This is a genomic window from Pseudoalteromonas luteoviolacea CPMOR-1, assembly GCF_001625685.1.
Lineage (GTDB): Bacteria > Pseudomonadota > Gammaproteobacteria > Enterobacterales > Alteromonadaceae > Pseudoalteromonas > Pseudoalteromonas luteoviolacea_K.
On record NZ_AUYC01000084.1, the window covers coordinates 189,312 to 209,985 of the forward strand.

Here is a 20,674-nt window from a genome sequence, read left to right on the forward strand (position 1 = left end):
CTTAGCTAGGTATAGTTATGAGTGTTTCTGAAAGTAATGGACGTAAGCTATTAAATGCCATTATATCGAGTGTAAGTGGCAGATATGTTGTTTATGCCGTACAGTTATTATCTCTTATGATAATGGCTAGGATATTCACACCTGAACAACTAGGCTTTTTTGCCATTTTACAGGTTTTTTCTATATTTTTTATGTTGTTCAGTGAAATGGGTTTTGCCCCTGCGTTGATAAATAAAGAAAAACTACCAAAAAACCACCGAGATGGCATTTATTCATTCACATGGGTAATGGGGGCAGTCGTAACTTTATTATTTGCACTCTCAGGCCCTTTAATCGCTTGGTTTTACAGTGAGCCGGTTTACCAGCTATTAATTTTACCTGTCGCTATTTCTATACTCTTTAATACCGCCTGTATTGTGCCTACAGCTGCTTTGCAGAAAGATCGTCGCTTTCTTATTTTAGCAAGGGCTGACTCTATTTCTGAGTTAGTATCTCTGTTCGCTGTCATATTAATAGCATTATACTTTGACCCGCTTTGGGCACTAAGTTTAAAAGCTTTAATTGTAAGTGTTTTTAGGTTTTATCAGTATTGGTTAAGCTCAAGCAATACAGCTTTTGGAAAACCAAGTTTTGGCAAAGAGCTTCACCACTTTAAGAGTTTATTATCTTTTTCCTCGTATCAATTTGGATTTAATATCTTAAATTACTTTTCAAGAAACTTAGATACTATCTTGGTTGGTAAGTATATGGGCACTGCAAGTTTAGGTGTTTATGATCAAGCCTATAAGTTAATGAGGTATCCTTTATTGCTGCTAACATTTGCTATGACTCCCGCGATTCAGCCAGTTTTAACTACGCTTAAAGATAATAAAAAAGAGTTTGGTCGCCTTCACAACAAGTTTGCATTGTATATGGCATATATTGGGTCATTGATCGGTGTACTCGTATTTTTTCTTGCAGAGTTCATTGTTAGTCTTATGCTTGGTAAACAGTGGTCTGCGGTTGTACCTGTAATCGAGGTGCTGTCCATTACCATTCCTATACAAACCCTGCTGAGTAGTAGTGGAGGCTTTTATCAAGCTGCTGGTCGCGCAGATTTGCTTTTTAAGTGCGGTGTCTTTTCCTCAATCACAAATGTCTCTGCGATTGCATTTGGTATTTATTCAGAGTCTCTTGAAACACTGTGTTGGATGTTAGTGGCAAGCTTTAGTATTAATTTTGTCCAGTGTTATTGGCTGCTATCACGCCATTTACTTGATGGTGGGAGGTCAAAACTAGTCTTAAATTTAATGCCCATAGTGATTACTGTTTTAGCACTGTCTTTGGTGAAGGTTTATGTCTATTAAGTTCTCTATAATTGTTCCTGTTTACAATGTTGAAGATTATTTGGTTAGTGCGATAGAAAGCCTTCTAAATCAAACATATAAAAACTTTGAAATTATATTAGTTAATGATGGCTCTACTGATAAAAGTAGAGATATTTGTCGGGAATACTCCCATAAGCACTCTTTTATTCGGTTGGTGGAGCAGAATAACCAAGGGCAGTCAGTTGCACGTAATGTCGGGGTTGATTTGGCACAGGGAGATGCTATTTATTTCTTTGATGCTGATGATTTGTTAGTTAGTAATGCGCTAGAAGTTTGGGCTGGTAAGTTTTCTAATCAGGAAATAGACGCTGTACTATTTAACGCCTCAACTTTCGGTGATAGTCTTGATAGTGTTAGCTTTAGACCTGAGTATTCTAGAAATGCTCATTATGACTTGGTGAACTCTCAAGACTTTATAAAATCGACCATTATTGATGATAGTATATATGTCTCTCCATGTTGTTATGTTGTACGTACCGAAATAATAAAAAACTTAAAATTTAAGCCTGGTATTAAGCACGAAGATGAACTGTATTATATTCAATTGTTTGTATTAAACACGTTAAGCATAACCGTACTTAATGAAGTTTATTTTGAACGCAGAGTCAGGCCTGGTTCCACAATGACTTCTAACATTTATGATACGCGTCAGAGATCATATTTGACAATCTTTTATGAACTAGAGTTATGTTTTAAAGCTCGCGAAGACAGTTCAAAAAAAGTTGTATTAGAGCGTGCTGCTCGATGCTACTTAAACTCAATTTTCCTTGAACATAAGCCTAAAGTTTCGTTTAATCAAAGAGTAAACTTAGCCAAATTAGGTTTTAAATTGATAGCTATGGGCTGCATAACGCCGAAAATATTATTTTACTTTTTTCCAGATATAAAAGTTTTGAAACAGCACCTTTAAGCCAGTTTAATAATTGCTCAGAGAAGATTGATTAAATAGGAAGCTATTAAGGTGCTGATATTGAGGTTAATTTGATAGAACAAGCACCAGATATAGTTGAGATACAGCTCATTAGTCTCTGAGTAGCTTATTAGCAAGTGAACTTGAATCTTTTTGAGTTCGTTAATCTGGCTCTGTCTACTTCCCTCAGCATGAGATATGGTTAATTAGCATTTTCTGTAATTTCACAAACAGGAGATAACGCCAATAAATCACATTTTACAGAATCTGAGATCATAGCTGTGCTCAAAGAAACCGGTGCAAGTATTAAAGTTGAAGAAGTATGCTGCAAGCATGTGGGGATTGGTCTCGCTACCTACTAATGCCAAGAGCGAGACTGGCTAAAAGTCCATTCAGCTGTCATTGATGCTATCAAAGCAGAATTTAAAAAGTCTCCATGAGCTGGATTCTGGAAAAGTCATGGGCGTCTTCGTTTTAAAAGTTATCCGTTAACTATCAGCGCCTATATGAGTGTATTGTCAAATGGGTTTGAACTTAAAGTGCAGAGCTAAACGCGTGTTACTAAAACGAGTCACATAGCCGTTATAAGTAGTGTTTCAAGCTAATTACCAATGGGCCTTAGATTTTATACATGGTGCTTTATACTGCAGAAAACGATTCAGAATGCTCAATATTGTTGATGAAAGCACTCGAGCATGTTTGACTATTGAAGTAGATACTTCGTTGTCCGTAGAACGGGTTGTTCGAACACTGGAAAAAAGGCCGCGGCTTACCAAGACCAATTTGAGTAGATAACTTGCCTGAATTAATCTCAGCGCGTGTAATTGATTTATGCGCAGCACATAATATCGAACTAGTTTATGCCCAACCAGGCAAGCTATAGCAAAACGGTTTTTTTAAACGTTTTAATGGCTCATTTAGACGAGGGTCCTTAGATGCTTACTTGTTAGAAACGGTCAATCAAGTGAAAGAAATGGTGTGGTTTTGGCGGTTGGATTACAACGAAGAACGACAACATTAAAGCCTAGGTGCTCTACTGCCCCCGGCTTACTGAGCAAAGTTGGAAAACGTTAGTTTAAAGGTGTCTCTCCCGAGGGGAAGCGGGCAGCTCATTTTAGTGGATTACAGCATTTATTTTGTTTGCTACAATTCCTGCGGGAACTGGCGGTAGTGTTAGTTGAATAAATTGAAAAGTAGGTTTATAAGAATGAAAATTACGGTCGTTGGTACTGGTTATGTTGGACTATCTAATGCACTTTTGCTGTCTCAACACAACTCTGTAACCGCTCTAGACATAGATGTCGAAAAGGTCAATTTACTGTGTGCACGAAAATCTCCTATAGAAGATGCACATATCTCAGAGTATCTTAAGAATGAATCTTTAGATTTTGTTGCAACCACAGATAAGCAGGAGGCCCTAAGAGGTGCTGAGTTTGTTGTGATTGCTACGCCAACAGACTATGACCCGCAGACCAACTACTTTAACACTTCTTCTGTTGAGAGTGTTATTAAAGATGTGCTTGAAATAAACCCTACAGCAGTAATGGTGATCAAGTCAACTGTACCCGTTGGCTACACTGAAGCAGTTAAACGTCAATTTGCCACTGACCAAATAATCTTCTCACCAGAGTTTTTACGCGAAGGTAATGCGCTTTATGATAATTTATATCCTTCACGCATTATTGTCGGAGAGAACAGTGAGCGAGCGCAAGTTTTTGCTGATTTGCTAAAACAAGGGGCTGAAAAAGAATCAATTTCCGTCTTGTTAACTAATTCAACAGAAGCAGAAGCCATCAAGTTATTTTCAAATACTTATTTAGCAATGCGAGTGGCGTATTTCAATGAACTTGACAGTTATGCAGAATCTCACGAATTGGACTCGAAGCAAATTATTGAAGGGGTCAGCTTAGACCCTCGCATTGGCAATCATTATAATAACCCCTCGTTTGGTTATGGTGGCTATTGTTTACCAAAAGATACAAAGCAGCTGTTAGCTAACTACAAAGATGTACCTAATAATATGATTAGGGCTATTGTGGATGCAAACTCTACAAGAAAAGACTTTATTGCTGATTCAATTATTAAGAGAGCCCCGAAAGTTGTGGGAATTTATAGGTTGGTGATGAAAACAGGGTCTGATAACTTCCGAGCCTCTGCAATCCAAGGCGTGATGAAGCGCATAAAAGCTAAAGGCATAGAGGTTGTTGTTTATGAACCTTCTTTAAATGAAGATACGTTCTTTAACTCTAGGGTTATCTCAGATGTTGAAGAGTTGAAAACAATGTCAGATGTTATCATTGCGAACAGAATGGATGATAATCTCAGGGATGTTGCTGAAAAAGTGTATACACGAGATCTTTTTGGCAACGATTAGGTAGAGGTGAAAAAATGAAATATTTGGTTACTGGCGCTGCAGGGTTTATTGGTGCTGCTGTATGTAAAAGATTACTTGATACTGAATGTGAAGTTGTTGGTATTGATAATATAAATGACTATTATGATGTTGAGCTAAAACATGCTCGATTGAATCGGATTAAAGATAGTCGGTTCACTTTTATCAAGTTAGATATTGCTGACAGAGAGGCTACTGCTGATTTGTTCAAGCGCGAGCAGTTTGATCGTGTTATCCATTTAGCTGCACAAGCTGGTGTCAGATATTCGATTGAAAACCCTCATGCGTATGCTGACAGCAACTTAGTTGGGCACCTCAATATTCTAGAAGGGTGCCGTCAGGAAAAGGTTTCTCATTTAGTATATGCATCGTCAAGTTCAGTATATGGATTGAACGAGAAGACACCGTTTGAAACAAGCGACTCAGTAGATCATCCTATTTCGTTTTATGCAGCGACTAAGAAATCAAATGAATTGATGGCTCATAGTTACTCACATTTATACGACTTGCCTACTACAGGATTACGATTCTTTACAGTATATGGGCCTTGGGGCAGACCTGATATGGCTCCATATATTTTTACAAAGAAAATACTTAATGGTGAAACGATAGACGTAAATAATAATGGTGACATGTGGCGCGACTTTACGTATATAGATGATATCGTCGAAGGGGTTGTCAGAATCGCAGATGTGGTACCTGTAAGAGATGGGCAGTGGAAAGTTGAGAATGGCACACCAGCAACAAGCTCAGCGCCATATGCCGTTTATAATATTGGTCATGGCAGCCCAATTAATCTAATGGACTTTATTACAGCCATTGAGGAAGAGCTTGGCATTGTTGCTAAGAAGAACTTTAGAGAAATGCAGGCCGGAGATGTGTATAAAACTTATGCACAAACCAATGATCTATTTAAGGCTACTTCCTATGTGCCTCAAGTAGATGTTAAAACAGGCGTTGCAGAATTAGTTAAATGGTATAGATCATTTTATCTTTGATACTAACTTCGAATACGTAGAGGGTTTTTAAGCTCTCTACGCCTCTCCTCCAAGGCTTTTCTACAGAGATTTCAAGCTGCAAGAAGTGCTCATTCTAGCCTTGTTATGCGATTGTAACTGAGCCCATCTGAAACGCTTGCTCACAAAGTAAACTATTGATTGTTTGCTTTTTTAATCTCTTTAATATGCATGTTGGTGAGAGGGCAGAAAAACTATTGTGTTTAAGTGACTACATTACAACGGGTTGTGTGCTATGGATAACTGCATGCGGTTTTAAATAATGTAGAGAGATTGGCCTTATATTGTTTATATAGTATAATGCTCTAATCATAAGGACAGTGAACGTCAAAGCATTGGAAAGCTGAGTTTATATATCTTTGTTTATTCCTATAAGCGGCTAACAGTGGCTGTTTGATTCAAGACAGATCATTAGTTGCAGTATTCATTGCATTGCACATTCCTTATTATTTATATTTTGGCAATAATCCCTTTTAAGCTTGTACTTTTTACTGCTCGAAAGAGAGGTTTCTGTTTTGGGTAAAGTTGTTTTGTTTTAGTCAGTTAGCAAATTATTTTCGATGCTAAATTAGACTTTAGTGAGATTAAAGGCTATTGCAACAAATCTTTAGTAAAACTCATGTAACATTAACGCAATGTAAACTTGCGATTGAGCACATCGCATGGTTTAATTAGCCATCGCATAAGTAGGAATTATGTTGTTAAGTTACTTCAAACTTAGTAACTAAGAATAAGTATTAAAAATATTTAGGAAGAAAAAATGGCCTTATGTTGTAAAAAAACCATTGCTAACTCAGTTGCGTCAGCATGTGTTTTGGTAATGAGTGGCTGCACCTTGATCCCCGGTGGGCATTTTGAAGGAATTACATCAGGTGATAAAACAACAAGCTTAGAACAAGACCTTTCAAAAGTTAATATTCAGCTTATAGATTCAAGTCTAATTAATCAGCAAAAATCTCAAAAATTGCCGCGTAGTATTAATACGAAAGGTGGTCTTGACCTGTCCGGTTATAATTACCGCCTTGGTGTTGGAGATGTCATCACCGTTGGTGTTTGGGACCACCCAGAGTTAACGATTCCTGCAGCAGTTCAAAGAACGGCGGAGTTTGATGGTTTTAGAGTGCAAGCAAATGGCACCTTTACTTATGCATACGCGCCTAATGTTCCTGCAGTTGGTAGAACTGTTGTAGAAATTAGAGAGGATTTAATTAAGCGATTAAGCCGAGTGATTGAAGACCCGCAAATCGATGTTAAAGTGGTTGGCTTTAACAGCCAAAAAACTTATGTAACAGGCGAAGTTAAAAGGCCAGGGGTTTATCCGATCACTGAAACGCCATTAACGCTGATAGACGCAATTAATCAAGCCGGTGGTATGTCAGAAAGGGCTGACTGGAAAGAAGTGACTTTCTCTAGAGGTAATGTAACCGAAACTATTGATCTTGATGAGTTTTATTCTGAAGGTGATATTTCCCAAAATCGTTTACTAAAACACGGCGATGTAATTCATATCCCACGAAATGATAACAGCAATGTATATGTTATGGGGGATGTAAAAGTTGTTGGTACTGTTGCAATCAATCGATACGGCTTAAATCTAGCCCAAGCACTGTCTGAGTCTGGTGGCATAAATGAACGCAGTGCAGATGGTAATGGAATTTTCGTACTGAGAAAGAAAAACTTAGAAACTGATGGTGTTATTGCTGATGTTTTCCAATTAAGAGCAAGCAATATAGCATCCTTAGTTTTAGCTGAACAGTTTGAGCTTTACCCTCAAGATATTGTTTATGTCACGAGTGCACCAATTGCTCGTTGGAACAAAGTTATTAGTTTGTTACTTCCATCTTTGACAACTGTTGATGCAGTTCAGGAAATAGAGAATCAGTAAGATAGGTATCTGAATATGTTTGATAGTGTATTGGTTGTCTGTGCTGGTAATATTTGCCGCAGTCCGACTGCAGAGTATGTACTGAAGAGTAAGCTGGAAGGAAAAAATATAAATGTTTCCTCTGCAGGTTTAACCGCTTTAGTCGACAAAGGTGCTGACTCCATGGCCAGTGAGTTAGCGCAGGTTAATGGTATAGATATGTCCGCACATAAAGGGCGTCAAATATCTTCTTCACTAGTTTCAAGCAATGCGCTTATATTGGTGATGGAGCAACGCCATGTGCAAGATTTATGTGCGCGTTACCCTGAGGCAAGAGGAAAAACCTTTTTACTTGGTAAGTGGTTAGGTGACAAAGAGATCCCTGATCCTTATCGGCAGAGTCGTGAAGCCTTTGAACACGTATACGATTTAATTGATAGCGCGTGTGGCGCTTGGCAAAAGTATTTATAAGGATGAAAGAGTCAATGAATGCTCAATCAAACTTGGCAGCTGGAATGCAAGATAAGCAAGCATCGCAGCAGCCCCATGAAATCGATTTGCTGGCGATTATAGGTGCATTGCTAGATCGTAAATTTTTCATCATAAGCATTACCATATTGTGTATGTTAATTGGTGTTGTGATTGCGACATTCAGTACGCCTATATATCAAGCAACAGCAATGATCCAAGTGGAAGAAAAAGGTGGAACAGTTCCAGGGTTTGATGAATTGGGCGGGATGTTTGAAAGCACCTCTGCTGCGATCACTGAAATAGAGCTCTTAAAGTCTCGCACCATTATCGGGGAGGCTGTTGATAAGCTGAAATTGGATATAGTTGTCACACCAAAGCTTTTTCCTTTAATTGGGGAAAGAGCTTTTCGAACTTACATTCCCCTTCAAGATGGTGGACTTGCTGACCCGAGCTTTGGCGCGAGTAGTTATGCTTGGGGTGGTGAAGAAATTGACGTGTTTCGTTTCGAAGTCCCATCTAATGCAGTTGGAAAATCATTCACCTTAGTTGCGCTTGAGAATGATGGGTTTGAGTTAAAAGGCGGCGATGGACAAGTATTCTTAAGCGGAAAAGTAGGTGAAGAGGTCGTAAATGGTGAGTTCAAACTTACGTTAAAAACACTTCATGCACGCGCTGGCACAGAGTTCATTTTATCTAAAAAACAGCGATTAAATACAATCCTAGGATTGCAAAAAGCAATTGGGGCAAATGAGAAAGGCAAAGACTCTGGGATTATTATCTTAGGCTTTTTGAACGCAAATCCTGAGTATGCGAAAACAGTTCTTAATGAGGTAGCAAAGATCTATGTACACAGGAATGTTGAGCGTAATAGTGCTGAAGCCCAGAAATCATTAGATTTTTTAGAGTATCAGCTCCCTCAAGTTAAGAAGCAATTAGAAGCTTCAGAGCAAAGGTTGAATGACTACCAGGTAAAGCAACAATCAGTCGATATCTCTTTGGAGACTGAGGGTGTTTTAAAACAGATAGTTAAGTTAGAGACAAGATTACAAGAGCTGGAGCTTAAAAAGCTTGAGTTGGGACGAAAATTTAAGCAGAGTCACCCTAGTTATCAAGCTGCATTAGAGCAAATAGAAGCAGTGGAAAATCAAAAGCGTAGATTGGCAGGAGAGATTAAAGGTCTACCGGAGACACAGCAAGAGCTGCTGCGTTTGACTCGTGATGTTCAAGTAAATAATGAAATATACACGCTGTTACTTGCTAAAACACAAGAGCTGGATATTGTCCGTGCTGGTACTGTTGGTAATGTACGTATCATTGATTTTGCTGAAGTAAATGTAGCTGCGCCAGTAAAGCCTAGCAAACACTTTATCGTGATACTTGCTACATTGATTGGTGGTGCAATTGCTGTTGCACTTGTGTTAATACAAAGAGCAATGCATAAAGGCATTGAAGATCCAAACCAGATAGAGGCCCTAGGGTTACCTGTATACGCGAGTGTTCCTTATTCTGAATATCAAGTAAAGTTAACTGGATTTGCTAAAGCTCGGAAGGGTAAAACGGCTAAAGCCAAATCAATATTGGCTATGGATAACCCCGCAGACTTATCCATTGAAGCGCTTCGAAGTCTCAGAACGAGTTTACATTTTGCGATGATGGAAGCAAAAAATAATGTGATTGCGATTTCAGGTCCAAGTCCGGGTGTAGGTAAATCATTCATTTCAGTTAACCTCGCAACCGTGCTTGCTCAAAGTGATAAGAAAGTTCTAATTATCGATGCTGATATGCGTAAAGGGTACTTACAGACACAGTTTGGCTTGAAGTGGGAAAATGGGCTTAGTGATTGCTTGTCTGGTCGAATTGATTTGCAGGCTGCAACCAAAAGCACGCAAGTTGAAAACTTGGATGTAATTACTCGAGGGCAAATACCACCTAACCCGTCAGAGTTGTTGATGCACAAAAATTTCAGTGACTTGGTGGAAGAGGTCAGTGCGAAATATGATCTAGTTATCATAGATACACCGCCTATTCTAGCTGTGACAGATCCTGCTATTGTTAGTGCGCATGCAGGAAGCACTTTATTGGTGACAAGGTTTGGACAAAACCACGTAAAAGAATTAGAGCTTACTCGAAATAGATTTGAGCAAAATGGCATAGATGTTAAAGGTGTTGTATTTAACGGTGTAGTCAAGAAAGCCAGTAATGCATATGGGTATTATGGATACTACAACTACGAATATAAGTCTGATAAATAGTTTTATTGAAGAGTATTAAGATGCAAGAGTTATTAAAAGGGAAGCGGGTCGCTATTATAGGCCTAGGATATGTAGGTTTGCCACTGGCTGTTGAGTTTGGTAAGCAATATCAAACTCTTGGCTTTGATATAAACCAAGAACGTATTTCGGAGTTACTAGGTGGACATGATTCTACGCTAGAGGTGAGTGATGAAGAGCTCAAGTTATCTCCGCAGTTAAATTATTCTTATAATGTTGATGATTTAAAAAATTGTAATGTTTATATCGTCACTGTGCCCACACCAATCGATGAGCATAAACAGCCTAAATTAACTCCGCTTATAAAAGCGAGTGAAATGCTGGGTAAAGTGGTAAGTAAAGGCGATATCATAATATATGAGTCGACAGTCTATCCAGGTGCTACAGAAGAAGATTGTATTCCTGTTGTAGAACGTGTCTCAGGGCTTGAATTTAACAAAGACTTTTTTGCTGGTTACTCTCCTGAACGTATTAACCCTGGCGACAAAGAACATAGAGTTACTAATATATTAAAAGTTACCTCAGGTTCTACTGATGAGATTGCTGAAGTGGTTGATCAGTTATACAAGTCAATTATTACTGCGGGCACTCACAAAGCATCAAGTATCAAAGTCGCTGAGGCTGCAAAGGTGATTGAAAATACGCAGCGAGATGTGAATATAGCGTTGATCAATGAGCTTTCTATTATCTTTAATAAGCTTGGTATCGACACCTTAGAAGTTCTAGAGGCTGCTGGTACAAAATGGAACTTTTTGCCGTTCCGCCCAGGCTTAGTGGGCGGGCACTGTATTGGTGTTGACCCATATTACCTAACACATAAAGCGCAAAGTGTGGGTTATCACCCCGAAATGATCTTAGCAGGTCGTCGATTAAATGATGGCATGGGCCAATATGTTGTTTCTCAGTTAGTCAAAAACATGTTAAAGCAGCGAATCCATGTTGAAGGTGCAAATGTACTCGTTATGGGCTTTACGTTTAAAGAGAATTGCCCAGATCTACGTAACACCAGAGTGATTGATATTGTTGAAGAACTTAAAGAATACAATGTGAATGTCGATGTGGTAGATCCATGGTGCTCTAGTGAAGAAGCTGAGCATGAGTATGGTCTGAAGTTGGCTGCCGAGGCTAAGCAAGGTCACTATGATGCTATTATCCTGGCTGTTGGACATAATGAGTTCAAGCAATTAGGTAGTGAAGCTATTCGTAAGTTTGGTAAGGATGAGCATATTTTATACGATTTGAAATATGTACTTGATAAAAATACCGTAGACATGCGTTTATAAGACTAAATTACTAAGTAGGCTCAGTTTGTGGACTGATCCTACTTTTTTTATGGAAAAATAATGACACGCTTCAATGAAATTCAAAATGATTTAATCGCTTCACCTAAAGTATGGCTAGTAACTGGGGTAGCGGGGTTTATCGGATCAAACTTATTAGAAACCCTTCTGAAACTCGGACAAAAAGTGATTGGCTTGGATAACTTTGCCACTGGTCATCAACATAATCTAGATGAAGTGCAGGGCTTAGTTAGTCATTCCCAATGGGATAACTTTACGTTTATCGAGGGAGATATCCGAGATTACCCGACATGTGAAAAAGCAGTAGGCGGGGTTGACTATGTACTTCATCAAGCGGCTCTTGGTTCTGTGCCTCGTTCGATAGCTGATCCTATCACCAGTAACGCAGCGAATATTACTGGTTTTCTTAATATGTTGCAGGCTGCTAAAGAAGCAAAAGTAAAAAGTTTTACTTATGCGGCGAGTAGCTCAACGTATGGTGATCACCCTGCGCTACCAAAAGTTGAAGAGAATATTGGTAACCCACTTTCTCCCTATGCTGTCACTAAGTTTGTTAATGAGTTATATGCTGGTGTTTTTGCTCGTACATATGGCTTTAAAACAATAGGGCTTCGCTATTTTAATGTCTTTGGTAAACGTCAAGATCCTAATGGTGCATATGCCGCGGTGATCCCAAAGTGGACGGCAGCGATGATCCAAGGTGAAGAAGTCTTCATTAATGGGGATGGTGAAACCAGTAGAGATTTTTGCTTTATTGAAAATACGGTTCAAATGAATATTCTTGCTGCGACTGCCAATGATGATGCAAAAGATCAAGTTTATAATGTAGCCGTTGGCGATCGAACCACTTTGAATGATTTGTATGGTGCGATTGCAAGTGCATTAAATGAAAATGATATCGCTGTTTCAGGTGAGCCTAACTATAGAGAATTTAGAGCGGGGGATGTTAGGCATTCTCAGGCAGATATCTCTAAAGCTCAGAATTTACTAGGTTACGAGCCTCAATATAGAATTCTTGATGGCATTGCAAAAGCGATGCCTTGGTATAAGGAGTTCTTGAGCTAATGGCAAAAATACTTGTGACTGGTGGTGCTGGATTTATCGGCTCTGCAGTGATCCGTCATATAATAAATGAGACCAATGATTCGGTCGTTAACGTTGATAAACTCACTTATGCTGGCAATTTATCTTCGCTTGAGTCTGTATCAAGCAGTGAAAGATATGCTTTTGAACAAGTCGATATTTGTGATTCTAAAGCACTACACCGAGTGTTTGAGCAGCATCAGCCAGATTTTATTATGCATCTTGCTGCCGAGAGCCATGTAGATCGTTCTATTGATGGGCCTGCGGCTTTTATCGAAACAAATATTGTTGGTACATATACTTTACTTGAGGTGGCCAGAAGTTACTACCAGAGCCTAGATGTTGAGAAGCAAGCGAACTTTAAGTTTCACCATATCTCGACTGACGAGGTTTTTGGTGATCTGGAGGGCACAGATGATTTATTTACTGAGCAGACTTCTTATGCGCCAAGTTCTCCATATTCAGCGTCAAAAGCGTCAAGTGACCACCTAGTCAGAGCTTGGCAACGAACTTTTAATTTACCAACATTGGTGACCAATTGTTCCAATAACTATGGGCCATATCACTTCCCTGAGAAATTGATCCCGTTGATGATCCTAAATGCTTTAGAAGGCAAGCCTCTACCAGTCTATGGAGATGGTCAGCAGATTAGAGATTGGCTATTCGTTGAAGACCATGCAAGAGCATTGTACTTAGTATTAAAAGAAGGCAATGTCGGTGAGACATATAACATCGGTGGCCATAATGAGATGAGTAACCTCCAAGTCGTTGAGAATATTTGTGCACTGCTAGAAGAGCTGGTTCCTCAAAAACCTTCAGGTGTTGAGTCTTATCAAGACCTGATTACCTTTGTAACTGATAGGCCTGGACATGATGTTCGCTATGCAATTGATGCGAGTAAAATATTCAATGAACTAGGCTGGAAGCCATCAGAGACGTTTGAGTCTGGGCTGAAAAAGACAGTAACTTGGTATCTTGAAAATCAACCTTGGTGGCAATCAGTTTTAGATGGTTCATACAGTTTAGAAAGACTTGGGGAAGGCTAAATGAAAGGGATTATTTTAGCTGGCGGGTCTGGCACCCGTCTGTATCCAATTACTGAGGGTGTGTCAAAACAGTTGTTGCCAGTATATGACAAGCCAATGATTTACTATCCGTTATCAGTGTTAATGTTAGCGGGTATCAGAGAAATACTGATAATTACCACACCAGAAGATCGTGCTAGTTTTGAGCGCTTATTGGGTAGTGGCAGTCAGTTTGGGGTGTCTTTACAATATGCAGAGCAACCGACGCCAGATGGCTTGGCGCAAGCATTCATTATTGGTGAGGAGTTCATCGGTGATGACAGTGTGTGTTTAGTGCTTGGTGATAATATTTTTTGGGGACAGGGATTCTCACCTAAATTGATCAATGCGGCAAAAAGAGGTTCTGGCGCGACTGTATTTGGTTATAACGTGCATGACCCTGAACGTTTTGGTGTTGTCGAATTTGATGCCAACCAAAAAGCAATCTCAATCGAAGAAAAGCCATCAGCGCCAAAATCAAACTTCGCGGTTACAGGGTTATACTTTTACGATAACGATGTTGTATCAATTGCTAAGTCAGTTGAGCCATCTGAACGTGGTGAACTTGAAATCACAACCGTAAATCAAAAGTATCTAGAGCGTGGAGACTTAAATGTTGAACTGCTTGGTCGGGGCTTTGCGTGGTTAGATACAGGTACTCATGACAGTCTTTTAGAAGCTGCGATGTTTGTTGAAACCATAGAAAAACGACAAGGTTTCAAAGTTGCTTGTCTAGAAGAAATAGCGTTAAACCAAGGCTGGATAGATGCTGAACTTGTCCAAGAAAGGGCACAACTCATGTCTAAAAATAGCTATGGTAAATACTTAAGTGCACTTATAAAGGATAAACAATCGTGAGTTTTGTGCAGGAAATTCAACTAAAGTCACTTGGTGATGAGCGCGGTCAGCTAGTTGTTTTAGAAGGTAATCAGACAGTTCCCTTTGATATTAAGCGTGTTTATTATATTTATGGCGTTGATCCTCAGATCCCAAGAGGTTTTCATGCTCATAAAGTAACACAGCAAGTTGCTATTTGCATAAAGGGAAGCTGCAAAATGCTAATGGATGATGGCAATGCTAAAACTACTGTTTTGATGGATAGTCCAACGCAAGGCGTGTTGATTGATGTAATGCAATGGCATGAAATGCATGACTTTAGTGAAGATTGTATTTTGATGGTACTGGCAAGTGAGCATTATGACGAGTCAGATTACATCAGAAACTATGATGATTTTTTGAGAGAGGTGAGCTAATGTTGACGTCTAAAACGATTCAAATGCGTCTTGTAGAAGAGAAAGATGCAGAGTTTATTTTAGGTTTAAGGTTAAGTGATGATCTTAATCGCTTTCTCAGCAAGGTCGATTCTGATGTTGAAGCACAAAGAGCGTGGATCAAATCTTATAAATTAGATGAACAAGCAGGTAACCAGTATTACTTTATAATTGAAAGGTTAGATGGCACACCGTGTGGCACAGTTCGTATTTATGACCTTCAACCAGATTCATTTTGCTGGGGCAGTTGGATTCTGAATGAAGATAAAACTCGCTATTCAGCCATTGAGAGTGCACTTCTGGTTTATAAATTTGGCTTTGAAGAACTAGGTTTCAAGAAATCTCATTTCGAAGTTGTTAAAGGCAATGATCGAGTTATTAATTTCCACAAGAAATTCGGTGCGGAAGTGATCAGTGAAGATGATGAAAACTATTATTTCAACATTACTGAACAGGCAGTGGCCGTAAGTAAGGTTAAACTTGAGGAGCTGATATGGAAAAAGTAGCTCTAGTTACCGGCGGTAGTAAAGGTTTAGGGTTGGCAATTGTTGAGTCTTTGAGTAAAAGCTGTGACAAAGTAATTGCTACATATAATAAAACAAACCCGAAGATTGCATTACCTAACGTGGTATTTAAGCAACTAGATATATCATCTAAACAAGAATGTGATCTTCTGCTGAGTGAACTGAAAGAGGAAAACATTTTTCCCAACATTTTAGTCAATAATGCCGGTATTACACAAGATGGCATGTTTCACAAGATGGATTTTGACGCTTGGCAGTCTGTAATTACTACTAACCTGACATCTTTGTTCCACTTGACTCAGCCTGTGTTTAAGCAAATGAGAGAGCTGGGATTTGGACGGATCATTAACATTTCCTCCGTTAATGCTAATAAAGGACAAATGGGACAAGTCAATTACTGTGCTTCAAAAGCCGGAATCCAAGGCTTTACAAAAGCTTTAGCTTTAGAAGGTGCAGCAAAAGGCGTAACAGTTAATACTATTTCTCCGGGTTATTGTGAAACGGATATGGTCGCTGCGATACCATCTGATGTGCTCGATAAAATAAAGAATAGCATTCCCCAAAAACGTTTGGGCCAACCCAATGAAGTCGCATCTCTTGTTAATTTTTTAGTATCCACTGAAGCTGAATATATAACAGGTGCAAACTTAGAGATTAATGGCGGCCTATACAGCTCGTAGATATTTAGTAGTGTAAATAATATGATCCCTTTCTTAGATTTAAAAAAAATTAATGACCAATATAAAGACGAGCTCAATGAAGCATGCCGAAGAGTAATTGACTCTGGATGGTACATCCAAGGTAAAGAGCTTGCGAGTTTTGAAGAGCAATTTGCGCAATATTGCGGTACTAAATACTGTATCGGTGTTGCGAATGGCCTAGATGCATTGACGTTGACGTTAAGAGCATGGAAAGAGCTTGATATACTTGCAGAAGGCGATGAAGTCATAGTGCCTGCAAATACGTATATTGCGAGTATTTTGTCAATTACGGAGAATGATCTTGTTCCTGTATTAGTCGAACCTGATCCTGACACTTACAATCTGTCGATTGAAGGGATTAAAAAGGCCACTACTGCTAAGACTAAAGCAATTTTACCTGTGCATTTATATGGCCAAATATCACCAATGGATGAGATCATGTCTTATGCTCATTCTCACAACCTTTTGGTATTAGAAGATTGTGCTCAATCTCATGGTGCAAGCATTGATCATAAAAAGTGCGGCAACTGGGGTCATGCTGGTGCATTTAGTTTTTATCCAGGCAAAAACTTGGGCGCTTTAGGTGATGCTGGTGCCATTACAACTAATGATGAAACTTTAGCTACGACTCTAAAAGCGTTGAGAAATTATGGGTCACATAAAAAGTATGAAAACTTATATCAAGGGGTAAATAGTCGCTTAGATGAAATTCAAGCTGCTATGTTAAGTGTAAAGCTTAAATACTTAGATACAGAGACAAAACAGCGTCAGCTTGTTGCTCAGACATATATCGAAGGAATTAAAAACCCTTTGATCAAGTTGCCGAAAGTTGCAGAACAAGCAGCACATGTTTGGCATTTATTTACCATTGAAGTTGAAGACAGAGATAGATTAGTAGCGTATCTGACTGAGAAAGGTATTCAGACTTTAGTTCATTATCCAATCCCTCCTCATATGCAACAAGCATATAAGGGAATGTTTACTGGCGAGTATCCGATAACGGAATCGATACATAAAAATATTCTTTCGTTGCCGTTGAGTCCAGTGATAAGTAGCCAAGAGATAGACTCTGTAATATCAGCATTGAACAATTATAAATGAATCAGAGCTTTCTATTTTTAGCCTTACAAATAGTAAATATTATTGTGGGGCTATTTTCGACGGTTTATATTGCGGCTAATGTTGAGCCGCATTTTTACTCTTTAGTAATTGTGTATCAAATTATAATTACTTTTTATGGATGCTTTACGTCTTTGGGATATGAAACTGTCCTAATTAGAAATGCTTTGAAATGGCAAAATGGATTTGCAAATAGGCTAACATATTTTGTTTCCATGTCATTGGTAATACGGGTTGCAGTATTCTTTATATTGATGCTGCCTGTATTTGTGTATAGCGTTTACATCGCACAGAGTAACTATCATGGAGAGTACTTAGGCGTTATCCTATTGTTTAGTTTGTCAGGGTTGTTTTTTTCTTTCAACAATTGGCTATCGCTTGTCTTAAAATCATTCAATAACTACATTGCAGGATTCACTATTCTTACGCTCGGCAGTTTAGTAACTAAAATTGTCGGAGTCTGGCTGTTTGTGCAATTTGGATTTGAGTATTTTGTATTGGTGTTAACTATTATGCCGGCTCTTATTTTTTTAAGTGGTGTCTGGTTAGTGGTGAAATATATAAGACCAATTAATTTAAGCGTAAGACGTTTTATATTTGCCAAGCGCTTCCTTGGCTTTGGAACAATGGGATATGTAAAGTATGCGCTGGCGCAAAGTGACAGAGTCGTGGTTTCTATCTTGCTGTCTCCGGAAGTGCAAGCTGCCTATGGTTTAGCAAAGCAATTTCAGGATATTGGTAAGTCTTTTGTGGAAGGGTTTTTTGACCCTTTAATTCAGAGGGTGGTTCAGTACAGGAATGATATAAATAAAAGTAAGGCGCATATCAAGTTTGTAGCCAAAGTCAACGCTCTGATAGCACTGCTAGGTAGTATTGTTTTGGTCGCTTTAATTGTTTATATCGATGACTTGATAAGGCTGCTTGGTTTCACTAAATACAACCATATTGAAACATATTTGATATTTGTCCTTTTGTCATCTTTCACGTATTTATTGTACAAAACACCAGGGAATTTAATCAGCCTGTTCGCAAAACCTAAGTTACTTGTTTCTGTTGATATTATAGGTTGGTTGATCGGAATGATATCACTTGTGGTGATTTCAAATAGCCTTTTACTTGAGTATTTGTATTTAAATAGGCTTTTAACTGAATTATTTATGTTAGTCACTTTTACTTGCCTTTGGCTTAAAGGTAGAAATACATATTTACATATGAGAACGGTATGAGATTTGCGATAAGAGATGATGATGTAAATTATCATTTTTCAGAACAGTTTTTAGCGGATAGCTTAGATGGTGTGAGTAACATCTGCCCAGTTACTTTGGCTGTGGTGCCGTGGTATCAAGGCAATTGGAAGCAAAATATTGAGTTATTTGAGTCCTTAGGGAGTACCGGGATAACAGATGACGTGATCCAAGCAATAAAGCAAGATAATGACATTTATCGTATAGATGACAATCAAGCGCTGATGCACTATTTGACACAAGAATTAGAGGCTGGAAGAGTATCCATAGCGCAGCATGGTATCTATCACCAAAATAACGATAAAGTTGTGCCTAAATTTGCAAAAAACTTTGGTATTGGTGCTGAGTTTTATACGACATGTGACTTATCTGATGAATTATCCTCATCTAATCAGTACTTAAATGGTGTATTTGATTGCGATGTGGCTTTCTTTACGCCTCCACAGAACCTTTTATCGGAGAAAGGGCTTGATGCGCTGTTAAGTAACGATATGAGTGTATGTGGTTATCTACCATCAGCTAAAAATTATGGGTTGTTTAGCAAATACTTCTCAACAGTTAATTTTTTAAGAGTATTCAAGCATCAGCTTTTTAATAGAAAGACAAAAAGGCCCTATCCCTATGCCATTAAATTTGGTGAGGGTTATTTTATTGAGCACGTAAGCCTACAACCAAGTACGTCAATTGATGACATAAAAGATGCGATCGATTTTGTAGCTAAAAAAGGGGGGGACTTTGTGCTTTCCACACATACTTATGGTTTTAATCATAAAATGTTGAATAGCGATAAAACGATGAAGGAAGCTTTGATTGATTTACTTGAGTATGTACAAACTAATCACGATGTAAAGTTTGTCACAATGAATGAGATTTTAAGGTAAGTACTATGGACAATATTCTACATTTAGTAGGAAGAGAGGATAATCTCTTCGATAAAGATATCGCTAATTATGACCAAAAATTGAGAGAAATAGTCAATGAAAGCTCGTTTTTAGTCATTGGTGGAGCTGGTTCAATAGGGCAAGCTGTAACTAAAGAAATATTTAAAAGAAACCCGAAGAAGTTACATGTTGTAGATATTAGTGAAAACAATATGGTTGAGCTTGTTCGTGATATTCGTAGTTCATTTGGCTATATCAGCGGTGACTTCCAAACATTTGCTCTTGATATTGGTTCAGTTGAGTATGATGCATTCATAAAAAGTGATGGCAAATACGACTATGTTCTCAACTTATCGGCTTTAAAGCATGTCAGAAGTGAAAAAGATCCATTTACTTTAATGCGCATGATAGACGTCAATATCTTTAATACAGACAAGACTATAGAGCAATCTATTAAGTCGGGTGTTAAAAAATACTTCTGTGTGTCTACAGATAAAGCGGCAAACCCAGTTAATATGATGGGTGCTTCAAAGCGCATAATGGAAATGTACTTAATGAAGCGTAGTCAAGAAATTGATATTTCCACAGCACGCTTTGCCAATGTGGCTTTTTCAGATGGCTCTCTTTTACATGGGTTTAATCAACGTATTCAAAAAAGACAGCCGATCGTTGCGCCAAATGACATCAAACGCTATTTTGTAACTCCTCAAGAGTCTGGTGAGTTGTGCTTAATGAGTTGTATTTTTGGTGAAAATAGAGATATTTTCTTTCCAAAACTCAGTGAGTCACTACATTTAATTTCTTTTGCAGATATTGCCGTTAAATATTTAGCTCAGCTAGGCTATGAACCAGTGTTATGTGAGTCAGAACAGCAAGCGAGAGAGTTGGCGTTAACGCTACCAGAGCAAGGCAAATGGCCGTGCTTATTTACAACCAGTGATACAACTGGGGAAAAAGACTTTGAAGAGTTTTTCACAGACAAAGAAGTGCTGGATATGGCGCGCTTTGAGAACCTTGGTGTAATTAAGAATGAGCTGAATTTTGATGCTGATCTAGTAGAGCGTTTTTCGAACAGAATAACTGAGTTAAAACGCGACGTTTGGTCTAAAGAACAAATCGTCGAATTGTTCTTCGAAATGATCCCTGACTTTGGTCACAAAGAGACGGGTAAATATTTAGATAGTAAGATGTAATTG

The 20,674-nt window shown here is 38.5% G+C and carries 18 protein-coding genes and 1 pseudogene; all 19 read left to right on the forward strand.

Features of this window, described 5'->3' with window-relative positions:
* The first annotated feature begins 17 nt into the window (after positions 1 to 17).
* The 19 genes and pseudogenes from N473_RS23960 (at position 18) to N473_RS24045 (ending at position 20,671) form a co-directional block, all read left to right on the forward strand.
* Positions 18 to 1,346 (forward strand): lipopolysaccharide biosynthesis protein, encoded by a 1,329-nt coding sequence (locus N473_RS23960; RefSeq protein WP_063370137.1) that lies wholly within the window; start codon positions 18 to 20, stop codon positions 1,344 to 1,346.
* Positions 1,336 to 2,277 (forward strand): glycosyltransferase family 2 protein, encoded by a 942-nt coding sequence (locus N473_RS23965; protein ID WP_063370138.1) that lies wholly within the window; start codon positions 1,336 to 1,338, stop codon positions 2,275 to 2,277. The genes N473_RS23960 and N473_RS23965 overlap by 11 nt, the downstream gene beginning before the upstream one ends.
* Before the next feature lie 236 nt (positions 2,278 to 2,513).
* Positions 2,514 to 3,298: pseudogene (locus N473_RS26815) on the forward strand (integrase core domain-containing protein); the annotation flags it as partial.
* Positions 3,299 to 3,484: 186 nt separating this feature from the next.
* A complete protein-coding gene (locus N473_RS23970) occupies positions 3,485 to 4,651 on the forward strand; it encodes a nucleotide sugar dehydrogenase (protein ID WP_063370139.1) in 1,167 nt (388 codons plus the stop codon).
* 14 nt (positions 4,652 to 4,665) lie between these two features.
* Positions 4,666 to 5,667, forward strand: coding sequence for an NAD-dependent epimerase (locus N473_RS23975; protein ID WP_063370140.1), 1,002 nt, complete (start codon positions 4,666 to 4,668; stop codon positions 5,665 to 5,667).
* Positions 5,668 to 6,445: 778 nt separating this feature from the next.
* The gene (locus N473_RS23980; protein ID WP_063370141.1) at positions 6,446 to 7,570 is read left to right on the forward strand and encodes a polysaccharide export protein; all 1,125 of its coding nucleotides are present in this window, start codon (positions 6,446 to 6,448) and stop codon (positions 7,568 to 7,570) included.
* A gap of 15 nt (positions 7,571 to 7,585) precedes the next feature.
* Positions 7,586 to 8,020 (forward strand): low molecular weight protein-tyrosine-phosphatase, encoded by a 435-nt coding sequence (locus N473_RS23985; protein WP_063370142.1) that lies wholly within the window; start codon positions 7,586 to 7,588, stop codon positions 8,018 to 8,020.
* A gap of 14 nt (positions 8,021 to 8,034) precedes the next feature.
* A complete protein-coding gene (locus N473_RS23990; protein WP_063370240.1) occupies positions 8,035 to 10,272 on the forward strand; it encodes a polysaccharide biosynthesis tyrosine autokinase in 2,238 nt (745 codons plus the stop codon).
* 20 nt (positions 10,273 to 10,292) lie between these two features.
* Positions 10,293 to 11,573 (forward strand): Vi polysaccharide biosynthesis UDP-N-acetylglucosamine C-6 dehydrogenase TviB, encoded by a 1,281-nt coding sequence (gene tviB / locus N473_RS23995; RefSeq protein ID WP_063370143.1) that lies wholly within the window; start codon positions 10,293 to 10,295, stop codon positions 11,571 to 11,573.
* A 60-nt stretch (positions 11,574 to 11,633) separates the two neighbouring features.
* The gene (locus N473_RS24000; protein ID WP_063370144.1) at positions 11,634 to 12,656 is read left to right on the forward strand and encodes an SDR family oxidoreductase; all 1,023 of its coding nucleotides are present in this window, start codon (positions 11,634 to 11,636) and stop codon (positions 12,654 to 12,656) included.
* On the forward strand, positions 12,656 to 13,720 hold the full coding sequence (gene rfbB, locus N473_RS24005) for a dTDP-glucose 4,6-dehydratase (protein ID WP_063370145.1): 1,065 nt from the start codon (positions 12,656 to 12,658) through the stop codon (positions 13,718 to 13,720). Before N473_RS24000 ends, rfbB begins: the two co-directional genes overlap by 1 nt.
* Positions 13,721 to 14,596 carry a glucose-1-phosphate thymidylyltransferase RfbA gene (rfbA, locus tag N473_RS24010; RefSeq protein WP_063370146.1) on the forward strand — a complete coding sequence of 292 codons (876 nt, stop codon included), beginning with the start codon at positions 13,721 to 13,723 and terminating at the stop codon, positions 14,594 to 14,596.
* Entirely contained in the window at positions 14,593 to 14,991 is a 399-nt protein-coding gene (locus N473_RS24015; protein ID WP_063370147.1) for a sugar 3,4-ketoisomerase, read from the forward strand. Before rfbA ends, N473_RS24015 begins: the two co-directional genes overlap by 4 nt.
* Positions 14,991 to 15,515: a GNAT family N-acetyltransferase gene (locus N473_RS24020; protein ID WP_063370148.1), complete on the forward strand. Its 525-nt coding sequence runs from the start codon at positions 14,991 to 14,993 to the stop codon at positions 15,513 to 15,515. Before N473_RS24015 ends, N473_RS24020 begins: the two co-directional genes overlap by 1 nt.
* Positions 15,503 to 16,213 (forward strand): acetoacetyl-CoA reductase, encoded by a 711-nt coding sequence (gene phbB, locus N473_RS24025; protein WP_063370149.1) that lies wholly within the window; start codon positions 15,503 to 15,505, stop codon positions 16,211 to 16,213. Before N473_RS24020 ends, phbB begins: the two co-directional genes overlap by 13 nt.
* Before the next feature lie 21 nt (positions 16,214 to 16,234).
* On the forward strand, positions 16,235 to 17,335 hold the full coding sequence (locus N473_RS24030) for a DegT/DnrJ/EryC1/StrS family aminotransferase (RefSeq protein WP_063370150.1): 1,101 nt from the start codon (positions 16,235 to 16,237) through the stop codon (positions 17,333 to 17,335).
* Complete coding sequence (locus N473_RS24035) at positions 17,332 to 18,579, forward strand: lipopolysaccharide biosynthesis protein (RefSeq protein WP_063370151.1); 1,248 nt, start codon at positions 17,332 to 17,334, stop codon at positions 18,577 to 18,579. The genes N473_RS24030 and N473_RS24035 overlap by 4 nt, the downstream gene beginning before the upstream one ends.
* Complete coding sequence (locus N473_RS24040) at positions 18,576 to 19,478, forward strand: DUF2334 domain-containing protein (protein ID WP_063370152.1); 903 nt, start codon at positions 18,576 to 18,578, stop codon at positions 19,476 to 19,478. Before N473_RS24035 ends, N473_RS24040 begins: the two co-directional genes overlap by 4 nt.
* 5 nt (positions 19,479 to 19,483) lie before the next feature.
* Positions 19,484 to 20,671: a UDP-N-acetylglucosamine 4,6-dehydratase gene (locus N473_RS24045; RefSeq protein ID WP_063370153.1), complete on the forward strand. Its 1,188-nt coding sequence runs from the start codon at positions 19,484 to 19,486 to the stop codon at positions 20,669 to 20,671.
* Positions 20,672 to 20,674: the final 3 nt, after the last annotated feature.

What these genes read in the sequence shown, in the direction of transcription:
- N473_RS23970 (WP_063370139.1), top strand. Translation starts at nt 3,485, where the DNA reads ATGAAAATTACGGTCGTTGGTACTGGTTATGTTGGACTATCTAATGCA.
- N473_RS23960 (WP_063370137.1), top strand. Translation starts at nt 18, where the DNA reads ATGAGTGTTTCTGAAAGTAATGGACGTAAGCTATTAAATGCCATTATA.
- N473_RS23965 (WP_063370138.1), top strand. Translation starts at nt 1,336, where the DNA reads ATGTCTATTAAGTTCTCTATAATTGTTCCTGTTTACAATGTTGAAGAT.
- N473_RS23980 (WP_063370141.1), top strand. Translation starts at nt 6,446, where the DNA reads ATGGCCTTATGTTGTAAAAAAACCATTGCTAACTCAGTTGCGTCAGCA.
- N473_RS23985 (WP_063370142.1), top strand. Translation starts at nt 7,586, where the DNA reads ATGTTTGATAGTGTATTGGTTGTCTGTGCTGGTAATATTTGCCGCAGT.
- N473_RS24030 (WP_063370150.1), top strand. Translation starts at nt 16,235, where the DNA reads ATGATCCCTTTCTTAGATTTAAAAAAAATTAATGACCAATATAAAGAC.
- N473_RS24000 (WP_063370144.1), top strand. Translation starts at nt 11,634, where the DNA reads ATGACACGCTTCAATGAAATTCAAAATGATTTAATCGCTTCACCTAAA.
- N473_RS24040 (WP_063370152.1), top strand. Translation starts at nt 18,576, where the DNA reads ATGAGATTTGCGATAAGAGATGATGATGTAAATTATCATTTTTCAGAA.
- rfbA (WP_063370146.1), top strand. Translation starts at nt 13,721, where the DNA reads ATGAAAGGGATTATTTTAGCTGGCGGGTCTGGCACCCGTCTGTATCCA.
- tviB (WP_063370143.1), top strand. Translation starts at nt 10,293, where the DNA reads ATGCAAGAGTTATTAAAAGGGAAGCGGGTCGCTATTATAGGCCTAGGA.
- rfbB (WP_063370145.1), top strand. Translation starts at nt 12,656, where the DNA reads ATGGCAAAAATACTTGTGACTGGTGGTGCTGGATTTATCGGCTCTGCA.
- N473_RS23990 (WP_063370240.1), top strand. Translation starts at nt 8,035, where the DNA reads ATGAATGCTCAATCAAACTTGGCAGCTGGAATGCAAGATAAGCAAGCA.
- N473_RS24035 (WP_063370151.1), top strand. Translation starts at nt 17,332, where the DNA reads ATGAATCAGAGCTTTCTATTTTTAGCCTTACAAATAGTAAATATTATT.
- N473_RS23975 (WP_063370140.1), top strand. Translation starts at nt 4,666, where the DNA reads ATGAAATATTTGGTTACTGGCGCTGCAGGGTTTATTGGTGCTGCTGTA.
- N473_RS24020 (WP_063370148.1), top strand. Translation starts at nt 14,991, where the DNA reads ATGTTGACGTCTAAAACGATTCAAATGCGTCTTGTAGAAGAGAAAGAT.
- phbB (WP_063370149.1), top strand. Translation starts at nt 15,503, where the DNA reads ATGGAAAAAGTAGCTCTAGTTACCGGCGGTAGTAAAGGTTTAGGGTTG.
- N473_RS24045 (WP_063370153.1), top strand. Translation starts at nt 19,484, where the DNA reads ATGGACAATATTCTACATTTAGTAGGAAGAGAGGATAATCTCTTCGAT.